This window comes from Photobacterium aphoticum (genome assembly GCF_001029435.1).
In the GTDB taxonomy this organism is placed as follows: domain Bacteria; phylum Pseudomonadota; class Gammaproteobacteria; order Enterobacterales; family Vibrionaceae; genus Photobacterium; species Photobacterium aphoticum.
Genome location: NZ_LDOV01000010.1, coordinates 530,805 through 548,136, shown reverse-complemented (window position 1 = coordinate 548,136; position 17,332 = coordinate 530,805). Strand labels below are relative to the sequence as shown.

Genomic DNA, 17,332 nt, shown 5'->3' with positions numbered 1-17,332 from the left:
GTAAACTCAACTAGGCTCAAAGAAATGTGTGATATTCACAAGGAGAAGCGTGTGAAAGTACTGGTTGCGATAAAACGCGTTATCGATCCTTACGTGAAAGTGAGGGTGAATAAAGACGGCACAGGGGTCGAAAAAGCCAATGTCAAAATGGCGATCAACCCCTTTTGTGAAATTGCAGTTGAAGAGGCCATTCGACTCAAAGAAGCGGGCCATGCGAGTGAAGTCGTGGTCGTCAGCATCGGGGATGCCGCTTGCCAAGAGCAACTGCGCGGCGCATTAGCTTTGGGGGCCGATCGTGCTATTCATATTGATATCTCATCGTTGGATCTGGCTACAGCCGATTCGCCCCTGGCATTAGAGCCGTTAGCGGTCGCGAAACTACTCAAAGCCGTGATCGAACAAGAATCCCCTCAACTCGTGCTTTTGGGCAAGCAGGCGATTGATAGTGATAATAATCAGGTCGCACAAATGCTGTCAGCCCTGACACAATACCCACAAGCCACCTTTATTTCCCAACTCAAATATGATGAAAGTCAGTCAGAGCGACCTCTTGAAGTCGTGCGCGAAGTCGATGGTGGGTTGGAAACCTTGTCGCTCACTGTACCGGCCATTCTGAGTACGGATTTGCGATTGAATGTGCCACGTTATGCTACGTTACCTAACATCATGAAAGCCAAGTCGAAACCATTAACGGTCATGACACCTGACGCATTGAACGTCACTGTGACAATGTCACAAATGGTGCTCGATGTATTCACACCACCGGTTCGAGAGGCGGGTGAAAAAGTGGCGTCGGTGGCGGAACTCGTCGATAAGCTGAAGAACAAGGATAAGGTGATCTGATGGCGATATTATTGATTGCAGAACATGATAACCAGACGTTGTCAGTGGATACGATGAGAGCGATGACGGCAGTGAAACAGCTCGCCAGTCACATCGAAGATACTCAGACTGAGAACAGCCACATTGACCTGCTGATTATCGGTGAGAACTGTCAACCTGTTGCCGAGCAAGCTACGCACTTAGCGGGTCTGCATCAAGTGCTGATAGCCGATGATGCAGTGTATGCCCATCAGCTCGCGGAAAACACGTCGGCGTTCATTGCGGAAATGGCGACCCGTTATAGCCATGTTGTGATGGCTGCGACCACATCAGGTAAAAATATGTTGCCGCGTGTGGCGGCATTACTGGATGTTGGCATGTTGTCGGATGTGGTTGCCATTGAAAGTGATGATACGGTAGTTCGCCCGATTTATGCCGGGAATGTGCTCGCACGGGTGAAATCTTCTGATCCCATCAAAGTGATCAGTATTCGCAGTTCGGCCTTTGATGCGGCAGTGTTAGAAGCTACCGCGACTGAAGGTATGACGTGTGCGTCGATTGACCGCGTTATTCCTAACGATCACACGGTTTTCATCAGTCGTGAAGTGGCAGAAAGTGAACGGCCGGATTTGTCTGCCGCACGCGTGGTGGTATCGGGTGGCCGAGGTGTTGGTAGCCAAGAACAGTTTGCGCTTATCGAAGCCTTGGCGGATAAACTTGGCGGCGCGGTTGGGGCGTCCCGTGCAGCCGTGGACGCAGGGTTTGTTCCCAACGATAAACAAGTGGGGCAAACCGGCAAGATAGTTGCCCCGGATTTGTATATCGCCGTTGGGATCTCCGGCGCCATTCAACATGTGGCCGGTATGAAAGCCGCCAAAGTGATTGTGGCAATTAATAACGATCCCGATGCGCCGATTTTTGACATTGCTGATTACGGCTTGGTCGGTGATTTGTTTGAGGTACTCCCGGCCTTAATGACGGCTCTGGATGATGCCTCCTAGCAATTAACAGACAGGTGAATCGCGTTAATCGATAATCCGCCAGTCGCGCTCGTTGGCTAAGGCAAACAGCGCGGCTTTATCTTTCTCTTGTTCTTCCAGCATCCAGTCAACAAACTGTGTGACCGCGTCACTATCTATGGTGTTGTGAAAGTAATAATGCCATCGGTCGTTTGCGATGATGGTGCCGTGTTGCGGTAAATGCAAATACCCTTCTTTTAATTCATGCACCACCAACATCAAATCTGTCATGGTCACACCTTGACCCGCGAAGCAGGACGTCAGTGCCATGTCTAAGGTATTGAATGTGATCCCTCGGTGGCTCGCGGCACTTTTTCGTTGGTTGCGTTCCAGCCAGACTTTCCAGTCGCTCTGATCCGGCGTGGGATGCAAACGCGGGTAGGTAAGCAGTTGTTCGACGGTCAGGGTTTCAGGGCTGTGGGTCAGGAGTTGGGAATAGACCGGCGCCAGATATTCTTTTCGGATGAAATGTTGCTGATAGCGGCTTTTCTGATCTGTCTTCATGTTGTAGATGGCGATGTCGTAGTCATCATCTTCTAAGCGTAACTCCTCACTGTTGTGCCCCATGCTGGATGACACCACGATATCCAATTCGGGGTAGCGTTGTTTAAACGAGTGTAAGCGAGGGATCAACCAACGCACGGCAAAACTCATGGCGACTTTTACCCGCAATGTTTGGGTTTGTTGGGATTTTAACTGTTGAAGTTGGTGATTGAGCTCAGAATATTGTCGCGTTAATAACAGCGAAATTTCTTTCCCTTCATTGCTGAGTTCCAGCGCGCGATGATGACGGATAAACAGGGCATATCCCAAATGTTCTTCCAATTGACGAATTTGTCTGCTGACCGCACTTTGGGTGACATTTAGTTCATCAGCCGCCAAGGTGAAGCTGAGGTGGCGTGCAGCGGATTCAAAGACCTTTAACCCATTGAGCGAAGGCGGTAATAAACTGTGTCTTCTTTTCATTGGTGACTCCATTTTTCAATGCATTAAATGTCGCTTGCATGAGTTTTTGGAATGCAAGGGTACTATAAATGTTGTTTGAAAGACATGCTGAATACGCCTAAATTAGCGGAATAAAATTTGGGGTGATAATGCCCTGTTTTCGCAAGGTGAAAAATGAAAAAGTTGATCAGCTTAGCTGTACCACTCATTATTTCTCAGCTGGTCGGCCAATTATTGGTGTTTACTGATGTTTGGATGATGGCTAAGTTGAGTATTCTCTCTATTGCTGGCGGCGGTTTAGGCGCAGCGGTCTATTCCATCATCTTTATGGTGGCAGGCAGCACGGTCGGTTGTGTGGCCAACCTTATTGCGATTGCTTACGGGAAAGCCCAGACTGATCCTGACGGCGGCCATGCTGAAATCAGCACGTCATTGAAAAGTGGTGTGTTACTGGCTGTTATCCTAACGCTCGCGCTGCAACCTCTATTTTTTGTTATGCCTCAGTTATTGCAAGCGGCGAATCAAGACCCTCAAACTGTGACCATGGCGATGCATTATGTGGATGCCCTGAAGTGGACCATGTTGCCAACCTTGATGCTGCTGGTATTGCGCAGTTTAGTCAGTGCGTTCGGTGATACCCGCTCGGTCATGGTGATGTCATTGGCAACGGTGATTTTGAACGTGCCATTGAGTTATTTGTTTGCGTTTCATTTTGAGATGGGACTGGCCGGTTTGGGTTACGGCACTGCATTAGCTAGCTTCAGTGTGATGGTAGGTTATGCGCTTTGGGTCTTCACGCGCCCGAAATACCGCGTCTATCAGCCATTTTCCCATTGGCATGAATACAAACTGGGTATCCTGACACCATTGCTGGCGATTGGTGTGCCAATCATGATTGCCACGATGTTGGAGCATGCTCTGTTTTCAACCGCTGCATTGCTGGCGGGAACACTCGGCGCGGTCTCGTTGGCGATTCACCAAATTGCCTTGCAGTGTTTGAACCTGTCTTGGAACATTGCTTTTGGTTTCTCGCAAGCGGCTTCTATTCTGGTCAGCCAGCACGTTGGGCGTAAAGAACCGGCATTGGTGAAACGCTATGCGAAGTTGGGTTTGGTGATGGTAACGGCAACCAGTGCGGTGATTGGTATTGCAGTGAGTGTCGATCCTGAATTCCTGACCACCGTCTTTAGCGTGGAAGGGGATGCGTTAGCGTCACAATTGGTGAGCGCATTACCGGGCGTGATGATCATGGTCGCAATGTGCTTTGTGGTAGATGCCTGGCAGTTAGCGGCGATCAGCATTCTGCGTGGGATGAAAGTTGTGAAAGCGCCAACCATTACCACCGCCATTGGTTATTGGTTGATCGGCCTGCCATCGGCATGGTTCCTGATGCACTCGATGGGCCTGCGGGGTATTTGGGCTGGGCTTGGCATCGGCTTGGGAGCAACCGGCCTGATGCTGTTGGTTATTCTGATCCGCGAATTGCGTAAGCTTGAAATCCACAGTGGTGCCACACCGCCGAAGCCTGATCAGACGCCAGACGATCACATTGTCATTACGGCTTAATCACGCGACACATTGAGCAGATAAGAAAAACAGACAAACAAAAACGGTGCCCTGACAGGCACCGTTTTTTTATTGATTACGTTTGTGATTAACGTAGACGGAATACATCCGTTTGTTTGTCCGCTTGAACATCCGCAAAGCTGCGAATGAATGGACCTTGCTGACGCACGGCGGCTGGCAACTGCTCAATCATCATTTTTGCTTCGTCTTTGGTTTCAAAGTCACCGTAGATCACGGCGTACCAGTTGTAACCCTGGCTGCGCTTCCAGTTTACCCAGATCGGCTCTTGGCCTTGAATACCGTTGATGTACTGTTTCACATCTGCCTGGCGTTCTTCTTTCAGTGCCAGTACCTGTACCGTGAAATGGTTTGGATTCAGGTGACCGTAGGCTTCTTGCGTGGTCATTGCGCCAATGCATTGACTGTCAGTGTGAATCGTTTCTGTTGTTGAACAACCTGCCAATAGCAGCATCGCAACCAATGCAAAAATCTTATGCATGAAAACTCCTCGAAAAGGTCATGGTTATCGTTTTTATCTGTAAAGCGTATAAATGGGAGAGTGCGATGATTACGCTCTCCGGGTTGGCTTACGTAGGTTTATTATCAATAATTCTATCAATTTAGCGTTCGAATTGATGCCTTAATCAGGCAGAGAAAAGTGTGTTCGACGAAATTGGCAGCATATATTGTTTAAAAAATCAGCCATGTTATCTCTTTGTCCTAATAAGCAGCCTTATCGGGTGCATACAGAAAGATAACGGTTCAAGATTCTAACGACTTTTATTGCAACTGTATATACATACAGTTTTGTCAGTGACAACAGAAAGCTGTGCGAAAAGCCGTGTGATTAGAAAGAGGGTGGCATAAGTTAGGTATCGATTCAGGCAAGAAGATACGCAACGTATTAATTAGAAATGAGCAAAAATTCACCCAAAAGAGGGGGCGAAAAGTCTACAAAATACTCATTATGATGTATCTGATAGCCTGCATTTTTCCTTGAATGAGTGATGTATGTCGTAATTGCTGGCCAAATACATTTATCAGTATCTCGCAAGGTAACCCTACATTTATAAATGTTAATGAGAGCTATTTCAAAGTATTGAAGTAAGTGATTAGCTGGGCACTTTCACTTAAAAATAATAGCAATATTGTTGATAAGAAAAATGTGTCTTGCAGGTTGCTGATTTTCATCTAAATAATATTTATTAAATGACACTGTAATGTTACACCTCAATATATTATTGATGATGCTAATAGTATTTCAATGTGTAAATCACCAAAAATAATTTGGCTGGTCTAATGTCCTTGAGTTCTCGATTTTCGATCGTTATTCTTCGCCGTGAATGACGAGGGAAGAAAATCTACATTATCGGTTTTTAATATATTCAAACATTCAAGTTGGCTAATTGGCGCTAGGTATTTATTACCCGCGTTTGCAGTTCTGTTATGCGTATATATATCAAGGAGAATAAATGTATAAGCATACTTTAAAAAGTGTCCCACTTATTGTCATGTTGACAGCGTGTGGTTCTGACAACGATTCAACGGATAAAACCACCGAAACGTTTAATGATATTACATTCAGTGGTGTCGTTTATGATGGACCAATGGCGAATACCACCGTGTCAATCTACGCAGGCGATAACCTGCTAGCGACAGCGGAAACGGATGACAATGGTCAGTATTCGGTGAATGCATCGATTGCTGTCAGTGATTTTGATCGTTTAAAAGATCAGCCAATCACTTACCATGCTAAACGCGATAATATTCTACTTTACGAATATGCCGGCCTGAGTTTGGCAGAAGCGTTCGCGAATGAAAATAACAAAACGCTTATTTCTAACTTCTCAACGGTTGAATATGTATTAGCCGATGCTAATCGTGATAATTACGTATCAAATGCAGAGTGGAATAATTATCAGCTTGTTGATCGTCATATCGCTGAATTATTGGTTGTGCGCCACGGTGTTGGCCTGAAATCTATTATCGATTATTCTGCGAAGATGGAAGGATTTGAAAATAGTACGGTTTGGTTACGTGCGCAGTTGGATAATACAACATGGGATGCGTGGTATCAGGCAAACATTCTGCCATACAACGAAGCATGGGATGCTTTATTTGCTGACACGTGGTTTACCGATCAAGAAGCACACCGCTTCGATGATTTGCTGTACTGGCAGTCTGAATATGATTACGTAGTGGGTCAGGACACAGTATTGCCTGTGCTTGAGTCGGTACGTATTACCGGTATTCCAGCGCGCGTTCGTCCGGGTGATGTGATTTCACCAACGGTTGAAGCCGTGTGGTCAAATGATCGCACCACGGATGTGACGGCATTAGCGGGTTACTCTGTGAATCCGGCCGATGCCCTGGAAATTGTCGATGGTCAGGTGCGTGTTGCCGCATTGGGTACCATTACACTGACCGCAGAAGTGGCAGGTAAAACTGCGCAATTTACGTTTATCTCTAACGCTGATGCATTACTGGAATCTATCTCAGTGACTGGCGTGGGTGAAAGCGTGATGGTGGGTGACAAACTGTCTCCTGTTGTGAATGCCCTGTGGTCTGATGAAAGCTCAACGGTGATCACGCCAGCAGTTTCTTGGACAGCATCACCGGCTGACGCGGTGGTGATCGTTGAAGGTGTACCACAAGTTGTTGCAACGGGTGAAGTGGTACTGACGGCGCATTATGATGGTCAGACGGCATCAGTGACATTCAATGCGACAGACGCTGTTTTCACGTCATTGAATTTGGTGACAGACAGTGCTGAGCAATATCTGCAAGACACGGTGACGCTATCAGCACAAGCCGTGAATGAAAACGGTTTCGGTCTGGATGTGTCTGAAGTTGTTGAGTGGACATCAAGCAATCCTGCTGTGTTGCAACCGCTTGAAAACGGCCAGTTCCTTGCAACGGGCGTGGGTGTAGCGACAGTGTCTGCAACCATGGGTGAGCTAACCGTTCAACAAGAGATCACCGTTGTCGCGAAACTGGTGGATGTTAGCATCAACCTGCCAAATGGCACGATTTCACGCGAAGAGACGATTCAGTTGTCATTGAATGCTGAGTTTAATGACGGCAGTGTTGTCGCTATTAATGAAGGGGTGGTATGGGCGAGCTTGAACCCAGAATACCTGACATTGACCGAAGACGGGATCGCGGTGGGTGTGCTTGAAGGTTCAGCACAAATTACTGCTACCTATGACGGTGTGATGATCGAAGAGACAGTGAACGTGATTGCACCACGTATTGTGTCTTCAACGCCACGCTTTGTGGACGGTATGCTGACGGTACGTGAAGGCGAGTCTATTGGTTATGGCTTTACCTTTACCCGTTCAAACGGCGTTGTTCACACGTTTGCCGCGTCAGACGATGAGATTAACTACGAGTCTTACGGCCTACGTGAGTTGCAAGATGAATCCGGCATCCAGATTGCGGAAATGGATAAAGACGCGGATTTGATCTACGGCGTACGTGCCGGTGAAGATGTGCTGTCTATTGATGAAGTCCCGCCAGCACTACAAAACATCTTTGTGGAGCTAGGCGCAATCGAGTCTGCTTACACGGATAACCGTAAAGTACAGATTAAAGTCAACGTGCTTGAAAACGATAATGTGTACCAGTGGCACCGCGTACCGGGTCAACCACCGGTTGGTGAGACCGTGAAACTGGCACAAGCCATTCAGGACGGCGACACACTTTACCGTTTCTGGAATGTTGAAGGGGCAGAGCAAGACGGTATTTACGTATCGAAAGTGACGGCTGCCGGTGAAACTACGCCTGTCTTTGTCTTGGCTGAAGCAGACAAAGAGTACAGCAATAACCAGATTCTGCACGCCAGCAACGGTTATGTATTGTTAGTGACTTCTGATAGCCCGCGTGATCCACATACTGGGGTACAAAAGAACTTCCGTTACAACCTAGCGGAAGGTACGTTGACGCCAGTGACGATGACCGGCTACAACGATGAAGAGTTTAATTACTCTTACGACAGCTTTGCATTCTCATCAAACGGTGATTTGGTGGTATTGCGCAGCTACGATGATGAAGTGACGCCATATGTGTACGAGTTTGAAACAGGGACATGGACAGCGAAAACGGTCATGCCGGGCTTGCGTATTCAAACCCCATCAAACACCACGCAAATTGCGGTCCTGAACACTAAGCACATGGATTCAAGCTCTTACGGCTTTGTCGCACCACAAATCAGTGTGTTTGATTTGGAAACGCATGCGTCAGAAACCCAAGAGCTGACCATTCCGGGTGATGCGGAGTTCTACTGCCGCAGCCATGAAACCTTCAGCCTAGCAGCGGCGCCGAGCCTGCGTGATTCAGGTGCAGGTTGTATGATTGCCCGTAAAGGTCAGTGGGACGGCATTGGTTACTGGCTGTGGGATTCCATTGCCGAGCTACCAAAAGTGCATCTGTTCCCAGAAGGTGAAGGCGTAGTGACATCCACCAGTGATGTGTATGGTTCTGCGGCACGTAAACCGGATGGTCACATTGTCTTTAGTGCGGCTCGTATCGTGAACGATGCCCGTGACAATCTGTTCGATGTAGCAGAAATCGTGGATGTTGAAATTGACGGTATCATTGAGCAACGTGTCCATGCACAGCGTTTCAATAAGCAAGGTGAGACCTTGGTCGGCCAGTACAGCCCTAAGACGCGCATGATGGACGGTAACCAGTACCTGATTGAAAACGCAAATGTTCCTAATGAAGTCTTTGCGGTATTCAACCAAGGCACGGCAGTACGTGATGAGCACGGTGTATGGGCGAGCAACAAGTACATGTACCAGTTGCCAGAAAAAGTGGATAACAATACGAAATTCTACGATTTGGGCAACACCTTCATTCTTACCACCGAGGGTGACTACAACGCAGATTACTGGTTCCTACAGTTACGTGACCCAGAAGATGAAGAAGTGGTTGATCCTGTGCTTCCAGAGCCACCGGTTGATCCAGTACCACCTACACCAGAAGTGTGATTAAGTCGTACTATCAACTGACTGATATAGCACAGTTAAACGGGAAATAAGCAAAAGGGCTACCGAGAGTAGCCCTTTTTTTGTGCCTATTTTACGTGTCTGTTTGTGGTGTCTATTTGTTTATGACTGCTGCTGATGCCGAGATTAGCGCTGACGCACAAAATGGTTTTGTACGATGGTGTCCAGGAAGACTTCGCTCTTTTGCAGACGGAAATGGAGTGGGTTAGCCAAGTCGCCAAACAATGGCGCGCCACCCCCCAATAACACCGGGATAGTCGTGATGATCAACTCATCAATGCAATCGGCTTGCAGAAAATGTTGAATGGTCACGCCACCATCAATGTACAAATTGTGCAGGCCTTGTTGGTGAAGCTGCGGCAGGATGGCTTCTGGCGTCCCTTTCATTAAAAAGACCTTATCTTCATAGCCTTCAGGCACAGTTTCCAGAGTGTTGCTCAATACACACACCGGTTTTGGATATGGCCAGTCACAATCGAAACTTCTGACGATATCAAACGTGTTGCGTCCCATCACGATGGCATCAATACGTGACATCAGGGGGCCAAAGCCCATATCCACATTGTCTGGGTTAGGAATGGCATGCAGCCAATCGATGCTGCCTTGTTTGTCAGCGATGTAGCCATCAAGGCTTGTTGCGATAAATACGATGTTAGACATGAAGGCTCCAAGAGTGCGAACACTTACGTGAAAAGGGCGAATCATTTACACCGCGACTTGCGGCATAAACTGAAAAATGACATTATTCTACAGTGTAGAATAATGGTGAGTGTATCGGGGAGAAGAAATGTCTGTCAAGGGTAAAAAGCGCGGCCGTCCCGCCGCGAATGATTCGGCCCAGCGTTCAGCATTAAGTGCAGAGCACATTTTGACGACGGCGAAGTCGTTAATGCGTGAACAGGGAAAAATGCCGAGTATTCGCGTATTAGCGGGAGCATTGGATGTGGATGCAATGGCCATATATTATTACTTCAAGAATAAACAGGCCTTGCAAACTGCGATCTGTCAGTCTTTGATTGAAGAGATTTATCACCCCGAGACGCCACCGCATCATGATGACTGGCAGTTACATTTGCATGCCTTGTGTGTGAGTTACTTGACGTTGTTGGGGACCTATGCCGGTTTACTTGATACGTTTTTGTCGATGCCTGATGGCGGCCCGGCACATGTGTTTATTGGTCGCTTTGAGCAAATCATTGCGCCGTTGGGTTTATCGGGATCTGCCTCGACTGATGCGTTACATCTGCTGGTTGATTATCTGCATGGTTTTGCCCATGCACAATCTTGCGCGATATCGGCACCATCTCATGATGATCCGTCGGTGGCGACACTGTCCATTGCGATGATGGAAGGGCCGTTCAATTTGTACTGCAAGATGCTGACACAATTGTAATCTTACCCACATTTTTGGTCTTTCTGTGACGCCTCATAGGATAAATAACTTTATTATCAGCGGCTATTAAGACTATGAAGAATACGCTGATGCACACAGCATCGTGCTATGGCCGTTGTGCGCACATTTTTTAGGATTTCATGGAGAGTCAGATGATCAATGTTCGATGGATGCAAGAAGCGGATTTACCAGCCGCTGCAGAGATTCACCACGAGACGTTTGTCCGTCAGCAGCGCTCGCTGGAGTGGTTACAGTGTCACCATAAGGCGTTTCCACAATGCATGGGCTTGGTGGCAGAGAAGGAGGTTGACGGTGAACCGACCGTGGTGGGGTTTATTCTTTGGCTGCAAAAAAGCGGCTTTCGTGCTGAGGCGGTATTGGAGTTGTCGCTCCTGACCGTATCACCTGCCTATCAAGGACAGGGTATCGGCCAAACGTTGATCACGACCTCTTTAGAGCAAGTGCGCGGATTTCTTGCAGAGCAAGGCTCTACACTCAAGCATGTGATGGTGACCACCCGTGCGGATAACGCCGCCCAAATTCTGTACCGCAAAACCTTGGGCGCAGAGATTGAAGCGACGTTGTCCGATTTCTATTCGGCAGATGAAGTGATCATGATTGCTCGCCATGTTTAACCGGCAGCATGACTAACGGCATCGGTCATCGTGCGGCGTTCCGTGATGATCAGGTAGTTCAAAATGAACAACGACAAGGTGACGCTGCTCAAACTGACATAAAAGGCACCGTAGTAGCTGAACAATTCACCCACAATACCAATCGCCAGGCTTGAGATGAGCGTGCTGACTTGCATTAAACTGGTGAACAAGGTCGATGCGGTGCCTAATCTGTCTTTCATCATATCTTGCATCGCAACCATGCCGAGTGTTGCGGTTAAGCCGATAAAGACCCCATTAAGGATTTGCAGCGCCATAAACCCATTCAGTTCACGCAGGTTCAGCATGCCAATATAAAACAGAGAGCCACAGATCAAGCCCACACTCAACACGCGTAATGTCCCAAAGCGGTGTGCCATCTTACCTGCGTTCATCATGATTGGGATTTCACAAAAAGCGGCTAAGCCAAATAAAATCCCGACCCATTGGGTACCGATCAGCAACTCTTTTGAAAGATACAGCGGCATAACGTTGATGTATAAGTTACTGGCAGAGAACATGAATACGATCGCGACAGAAAAAATCACGATACGTGAATTCAGTTTGCGCTTGGTTTTCTGATGACCAGCTGCATTAGGATGTGACGCCCCTTGTGATTCCTCTGTTGTCGATGTCTTCGCCTCTTTTTGTATTGAAGGAATAAAGAAGACCGTGATCACAATGGTGATGGCGGTTGCCACACTGGCGGCCAAAAACGAGGCGCTGAAACCAAAGGCACTTTTCAATAAGAACGCCAACGGCGGACCAAAGACCCAAGCAATCGCAATACCGGCTCGCATAGTGCCCAAAAACGTCGTGCTGTCAGTCAAATGCTTATCGGCATATTCTCGCCCCAGCGCAAACAGTTGTCCAAAGATGGCGCCGCTGATACTGCCGAATACCATCGCAAAACCTACCGCGACATAATAATTTCGAATTACTGAAAAGCCGACGACGGTAATGAAATAACAGCAGAGTGCGGTGATCAAAATATGTTTGCGCTGCCAGTTTTTGTCTGACTGAACCGCAATGAACTGTGAGACAACCACTGACGAACAAACGGTAAGTACCATATACGCACTGAGCATTGCCGGGCTGGCATTTAATGCTTCAATGATAAAGAGGCTGGATAGCGGGTAAAAAAAGGATCCGCATAAACCCGAGATAAACGCCGTAAAGATAAACAGCAAGGCTGTTTTGTTTTTAAACATTGTGATTCCTTGTACTTGTTAGTGCAGATGCGTTTCACATCCATAGTGCTATAACGGCGTCTGGCCAGACGTGGATAAACAGGGATAGTCTAGCCAATTTGTGGAGATCGCATTGATGCGATTCCATCGTCTATTGGTACTTTTCTTTCAATCAAAAGGCTGCCTTTGACAGAAATTGATTATCCCGATACCGTTGAGAGGTAACGACAGGGAAGCGTCGGCAGGCAGAGGGAACCATGAAGCCACAAATAGAAAATGTGCTAAACCATAATGACTTTAATTGGTTAGTAAGGGAATACCACTGTGCGGTTAAGAAGGAAGAATTTCTTTGTTCCTGGCATTATCACGCAGAGTATGAATTAGTCTTGTATCGCGATCCTAACCAATTGTTTGATGGACGATATTTTGCCGGGGACAGTGTCGGGCAGATTGAGCATAATACCATGGTGCTCTATGGCCCCGGGGTACCGCATATGATCACCGGTAAAATGGCGAATGCGGCGCCGGTGTGTGATGATCCCATTCAACAAGACAGCCGTCATCATACTAACAGCCACCATCACTCCCTTATCTTGTGGTTTCGCCATCCGTGGATTGAATCCTTACAGACGGTGATGCCAGAGCTGAAAGTGCTGAATACGGTTTTGCAACGTTCCGCGCATGGCTTGATATTTCGTCCAGAGACGGCAGAACGTGTTTTCCCGTTGCTCGAAAAGATTGAACAGGAGCCGCCGCATCAGCAATTGTTGCGGGTATTGCAAGCGCTGATGATGTTGGCGACAGAAGAGCAATACGCCCAAACGTTATCATTGCACCCTTATGGTTTTCAGCTTGTCAGTGATGATGATGAAACCAATAAACGGGTAGAGCAGGCGCGTAAATATATCGAGCGACACTATGCAGAGCCGATAAAAATGCGTGATTTGTGTCGGGCACTACATATGAGTGAAAGCTCGGCCTACCGCTTGTTTGAACGGCATTTCATGGAGAGTTTTTCCGATCATGTTAAACGTTTCAGGATTGGAAAATCTTGTGAGTTACTCGTCAGTAGCCAGTTACCGGTTGGGCTAGTGGCTGAGCGCAGCGGCTTTAATAACCTTTCAAATTTTAATCGCCAGTTTAAACAGGTAAAGGGAGTGACTCCCTCTGAGTTTCGAACACAATTTAAGTAATTGTGTGGCAAATATAATTAGTGAACGGATGAACATCATTATCTGGTATGGAAGGGTGCCATGGCGTGTTAATGATAAAGTATGTAACAAAGCACTCAATTAGTAGGCTTCGCTCGAGAAAATAAACAGTGATGGGTGAGTTGCATCCATGAACTCCGTAATATAAATGGATATTACTCAATCACTTAGGTCTATCACTTATGAGGTTCCCTGCTTTCGGTCGCTGTGCCATTCCCGCTGCGCTAATGTTGGCTCTATCGGGTTGTAGTTCAACCATTCACACGGATGAACTGCTTAGCTATAAAGTTAGCCATCCCTTGCATATAGAACAATATCAAACGGCAGACTGGTATCGTCCGGGTAAACATCAGCTGGAATCGCTAAGTGTTATACATTCTGATGGCTTCATCAGTAAAGGTGTACGACTGTCTGTGGCAGACAGCAAAAATACGGTGATCTATTACGGCGGCTCACCGTTCCGTGATGGTGAAAACGAAGTCGATATTCTGGGACAATTTGCCTTCTTAGGCTTGAATGTCATCACCTTTAAAAATCGTGGGATAGACAGTCACGGTACCTGGCCATCGATTGAGCAATTAAAGCAAGATGCGGAAGAGGTGTTTGAGTACAGCCGTAAGAAATACAAAAACGAGTTCTTGATTGTACACGGTACGGCGATGAGTAGTTTCTTAGTGGCAGATATTGCCAAGGAACAGCAGTTAAATGTGAATGCCGTGGTGATTGAAGGAGCGGTAACAACAGTGCAGGAGCTGGTGGCGGTGAAAAATCGGTTCCCTTGGTTGCCGAAAGACTGGCTTCCTTCATCTTGGGCTGCGGAATCCTGGCTGGGTGACGCGGTAAAACCGACTGTGAAAATGCCGAAAGCCTTGCATGGTTTGGATAATTACCAATTGCTGACCGCATTTGATGGGCCGGTTTTACTATTGGCCGCAGAAGACGACGATCTTGTGCCGGTTGAGCTGCCACAAAACTTGTATGATGCGCTACCGGGGATCAAAAAGTCATTGACGGTGGTTCCAAATGCGGATGAAAACGACCTGCTGTTGCATGATGATTCATTGGCCGCTTACACAATGTTTGTCCGTAAATATGGTTGGGACGATTAACACATTCTCATTCATGCCTTTATCCCTCCAAGTGCTAACCAATAATATCAAAGCGGAATGAACTTCCGCTTTTTTATTGCCTCAATGTCTATTCCATACGTATTCATCGTTATAAATACCGTCTCTTCGTGATCGGTTTAGTTATAACTAAAGACTATGAGTTATGGATAAACCGAATTTCGATTGGCGACAAACTGATAAATACTCTTATTTCACTCTGAAATGTGCATCACCTGCGATGTACCGAGTATTTACATGAGTTGTTAACGGTACGGGATGCACATCAGCGCAAGGAGGACAAACTATGCTGTTATGGATAAGTGTCGTCGTGAGCCTGGTCGTGATGTCGACCCAGACATCGGGATTACCCAGTGCGATTTTGGATTTTCTCGCCTTCTTGGTGCTATTGATTGTTGGCGTTCGTCGCGCAACAGGGCAACCGATTTCACCGTCATGCCGCGCTTCGCAATCTTCAGCTTCGCAATCTTCACAGTAATTTTAACGTCGTGGCTAAATCCTGATGTTGGATAGCTTCCCCTTACGTGAAAAAATACGCCTAGAAAGCAAGTATGAAAAAACCGAGCACGAGGCTCGGTTTCTTATTTGTGTTGCTTAAATTTGTACGTTCAGGTTGTCGGTTAGCCTTGTGACAATATGTAAGCCAAAGAACCACCACCAATACTAAACCACAACATGACGCCAAGCAGCAGCGGCTGAACACCCGCTGCGCGCATTTTCTGAATGGTAATGCCAGAACCGATCAAGAACAGGCAGACCACCAGCAGACGTTTTGACGCAGTAAACACCATATCGTAGAACAGCTGAAAATCAGGCAGGAAATGCGCAATCAAAATAGCCACACAGTAAAAAATAATGAAAAACGGAACAGTAATTTTCTTGTTGTCGCCTTTAAAGAGTAGTGCACTTAAAAAGGCAATCGGAATGATCCACAGAGCACGTGCCAACTTTAACGTTGTGGCCGTCTTCAGCGCTTCATCGCCATAAGCACCTGCTGCACCTACCACTGACGACGTATCATGAATCGCAATGGCAGCCCACGTACCGAAGGCGTGCTGACTCATCTCGAAAAAATGACCAATAATCGGGAAAATGAACAGAGCGAGCGCATTTAAGACAAAAACGGTGCCTAATGCAATCGAAGTTTGATCATCACGCGCATTAATCGCCGGTGCAACGGCCGCAATGGCACTCCCACCACAAATGGCGGTACCGGATGCGATCAGGTGGCCCGTCTTTTGCTCAATACGCAACACTTTTGTCAGCACGAAGCCCAATAGCAAGGTACAGAAAATCGAGGCGACGATGAGCCCAAAGCCTTCTTTACTGGCCGCGATGGCTTGATCAAGGTGGATCCCAAAGCCTAACCCGATGATCGAGTAAGACAGTAACTTTTTGGTTAGCGCTGCAATATTAAATTGTGTGGGGATCAGCCCAAGAGTGGCAAGCGTAAAGCCTAGCACTAAGGCGATTGGTGAGCTGATAAAAGGGAATAAACAAAGCAGTGCAACACCGTAAAACAGCCAATCCGACATTCGCGTTCGGCTGAAAAATGCGTGTAATTGTGTCATTGAGCAATCAGTGAAAAATGGGATGGAAAGGAGGGATATTATAGGGTGAAAGGTGGTTAAAGCAGAGTTGAATAAACTGATGCCAGGGTTAAGTGTCACTTAACATGTGTTCATAAATATTGAATCACTCACAACGAAGGAATCACGTGATATGCCATCTACTTTTTTACCCATTTACCCGACGGTGATTGGTAGTAGTGGCCGGGGGCGGTGCGTTCGACCGCTTTCTTATAAGCTAGGTGACCGACTTCACGCACACTGAGTCCATGTGAGACGGCAATTTGTTTAAAGCGCGCATTACGTTGTTGATTCACATTGGCCACTAAACTGCGTACCGCTTGAGAAGGACTGGCCGTTACAGGTGCAATCAGGCCGGTATTGGCTTCGCCCACAAGGCCTTGGCTTTTGGCTTGCTGCAGATCCAGCGCCAATACACTGCAGGACATAAACACTGCGATAAGATAAAGCAGCACACGTTTCATGGCAGACTCCTTGCCTGGTTTCTCGTCTGGTTACCTGATTACTCGCCTTGCTAGAAGAAGTCTCTCGTTAGAAGACGTCGTCGTCGCTGAACAGCTCGTCGATTTCCTTATCTACTTTAATACGAATTTCATGCTCGATCTTCACATTCAGGTTTACTTCAATGGGTTTATCCGATGCGGTAACTTGAACGGTCGGTGTACAACCTGACACAAGGTTTACACAAAGCAGAAAGACTACCCCCCATAAAACGGGCAGGTAAGCAGTGATGAAAGTTGGGATGTAAGACAGCTTCAGTTGAATATCCATTAGCTACAACCTTCATTGAGCTCGCATGCCTGACTCG

General features: G+C 47.1%; 16 protein-coding genes. 9 read left to right on the top strand and 7 right to left on the bottom strand.

Annotated features, from left to right (window positions below):
* Nucleotides 1-51 precede the first annotated feature (51 nt).
* Together ABT58_RS06510 and ABT58_RS06505 are read left to right on the top strand one after the other, a co-directional pair.
* A complete protein-coding gene (locus tag ABT58_RS06510; RefSeq protein WP_047873487.1) occupies nucleotides 52-843 on the top strand; it encodes an electron transfer flavoprotein subunit beta/FixA family protein in 792 nt (263 codons plus the stop codon).
* Nucleotides 843-1,823, top strand: a complete 981-nt coding sequence (locus tag ABT58_RS06505; RefSeq protein ID WP_047873486.1) for an electron transfer flavoprotein subunit alpha/FixB family protein — start codon at nucleotides 843-845, stop codon at nucleotides 1,821-1,823. The genes ABT58_RS06510 and ABT58_RS06505 overlap by 1 nt, the downstream gene beginning before the upstream one ends.
* Before the next feature lie 24 nt (nucleotides 1,824-1,847).
* On the opposite strand, the gene ABT58_RS06500 is transcribed toward ABT58_RS06505, so the two are convergent.
* Nucleotides 1,848-2,807 (bottom strand): LysR substrate-binding domain-containing protein, encoded by a 960-nt coding sequence (locus ABT58_RS06500; RefSeq protein WP_047873485.1) that lies wholly within the window; start codon nucleotides 2,805-2,807, stop codon nucleotides 1,848-1,850.
* Nucleotides 2,808-2,960: 153 nt separating this feature from the next.
* On the opposite strand from ABT58_RS06500, the gene ABT58_RS06495 reads away from it, so the two are divergent.
* Entirely contained in the window at nucleotides 2,961-4,352 is a 1,392-nt protein-coding gene (locus ABT58_RS06495; RefSeq protein ID WP_047873484.1) for an MATE family efflux transporter, read from the top strand.
* An 88-nt stretch (nucleotides 4,353-4,440) separates the two neighbouring features.
* Here the strand turns inward: ABT58_RS06495 and ABT58_RS06490 are convergent, their stop codons facing one another.
* A complete protein-coding gene (locus ABT58_RS06490) occupies nucleotides 4,441-4,851 on the bottom strand; it encodes an SPOR domain-containing protein (protein ID WP_047873483.1) in 411 nt (136 codons plus the stop codon).
* Nucleotides 4,852-5,824: 973 nt separating this feature from the next.
* Here ABT58_RS06490 and ABT58_RS06485 point away from each other — a divergent pair.
* Nucleotides 5,825-9,343 carry a hypothetical protein gene (locus ABT58_RS06485; protein WP_047873482.1) on the top strand — a complete coding sequence of 1,173 codons (3,519 nt, stop codon included), beginning with the start codon at nucleotides 5,825-5,827 and terminating at the stop codon, nucleotides 9,341-9,343.
* Nucleotides 9,344-9,487: 144 nt separating this feature from the next.
* Here the strand turns inward: ABT58_RS06485 and ABT58_RS06480 are convergent, their stop codons facing one another.
* Nucleotides 9,488-10,021: a dihydrofolate reductase family protein gene (locus ABT58_RS06480; protein WP_047873481.1), complete on the bottom strand. Its 534-nt coding sequence runs from the start codon at nucleotides 10,019-10,021 to the stop codon at nucleotides 9,488-9,490.
* Between the two features lie 127 nt (nucleotides 10,022-10,148).
* Here ABT58_RS06480 and ABT58_RS06475 point away from each other — a divergent pair, with 127 nt between their 5' ends.
* Both ABT58_RS06475 and ABT58_RS06470 read left to right on the top strand, forming a co-directional pair.
* Nucleotides 10,149-10,754 carry a TetR/AcrR family transcriptional regulator gene (locus tag ABT58_RS06475; protein WP_047873480.1) on the top strand — a complete coding sequence of 202 codons (606 nt, stop codon included), beginning with the start codon at nucleotides 10,149-10,151 and terminating at the stop codon, nucleotides 10,752-10,754.
* 152 nt (nucleotides 10,755-10,906) lie between these two features.
* Nucleotides 10,907-11,389 carry a GNAT family N-acetyltransferase gene (locus ABT58_RS06470; RefSeq protein WP_189595444.1) on the top strand — a complete coding sequence of 161 codons (483 nt, stop codon included), beginning with the start codon at nucleotides 10,907-10,909 and terminating at the stop codon, nucleotides 11,387-11,389.
* Here the strand turns inward: ABT58_RS06470 and ABT58_RS06465 are convergent.
* Nucleotides 11,386-12,618 (bottom strand): sugar efflux transporter, encoded by a 1,233-nt coding sequence (locus ABT58_RS06465; protein WP_047873479.1) that lies wholly within the window; start codon nucleotides 12,616-12,618, stop codon nucleotides 11,386-11,388. The genes ABT58_RS06470 and ABT58_RS06465 overlap by 4 nt on opposite strands.
* Before the next feature lie 236 nt (nucleotides 12,619-12,854).
* Here ABT58_RS06465 and ABT58_RS06460 point away from each other — a divergent pair, with 236 nt between their 5' ends.
* The 3 genes from ABT58_RS06460 to ABT58_RS24000 all read left to right on the top strand — a co-directional run bounded on the left by ABT58_RS06460 (nucleotide 12,855) and on the right by ABT58_RS24000 (nucleotide 15,413).
* A complete protein-coding gene (locus tag ABT58_RS06460) occupies nucleotides 12,855-13,790 on the top strand; it encodes an AraC family transcriptional regulator (protein ID WP_047873478.1) in 936 nt (311 codons plus the stop codon).
* Nucleotides 13,791-13,990: 200 nt separating this feature from the next.
* A complete protein-coding gene (locus ABT58_RS06455) occupies nucleotides 13,991-14,917 on the top strand; it encodes a lysophospholipase (protein ID WP_146147171.1) in 927 nt (308 codons plus the stop codon).
* A 304-nt stretch (nucleotides 14,918-15,221) separates the two neighbouring features.
* Nucleotides 15,222-15,413, top strand: coding sequence for a hypothetical protein (locus ABT58_RS24000; protein ID WP_146147170.1), 192 nt, complete (start codon nucleotides 15,222-15,224; stop codon nucleotides 15,411-15,413).
* 142 nt (nucleotides 15,414-15,555) lie between these two features.
* On the opposite strand, the gene ABT58_RS06450 is transcribed toward ABT58_RS24000, so the two are convergent.
* From ABT58_RS06450 to ABT58_RS06440, 3 genes are all read right to left on the bottom strand, one after another.
* Nucleotides 15,556-16,506 carry a YeiH family protein gene (locus tag ABT58_RS06450; protein WP_047873476.1) on the bottom strand — a complete coding sequence of 317 codons (951 nt, stop codon included), beginning with the start codon at nucleotides 16,504-16,506 and terminating at the stop codon, nucleotides 15,556-15,558.
* Nucleotides 16,507-16,664: 158 nt separating this feature from the next.
* The gene (locus tag ABT58_RS06445; protein WP_047873475.1) at nucleotides 16,665-16,988 is read right to left on the bottom strand and encodes a YdbL family probable chaperone protein; all 324 of its coding nucleotides are present in this window, start codon (nucleotides 16,986-16,988) and stop codon (nucleotides 16,665-16,667) included.
* A gap of 67 nt (nucleotides 16,989-17,055) precedes the next feature.
* The gene (locus ABT58_RS06440) at nucleotides 17,056-17,295 is read right to left on the bottom strand and encodes a YnbE family lipoprotein (protein ID WP_047873474.1); all 240 of its coding nucleotides are present in this window, start codon (nucleotides 17,293-17,295) and stop codon (nucleotides 17,056-17,058) included.
* Nucleotides 17,296-17,332: the final 37 nt, after the last annotated feature.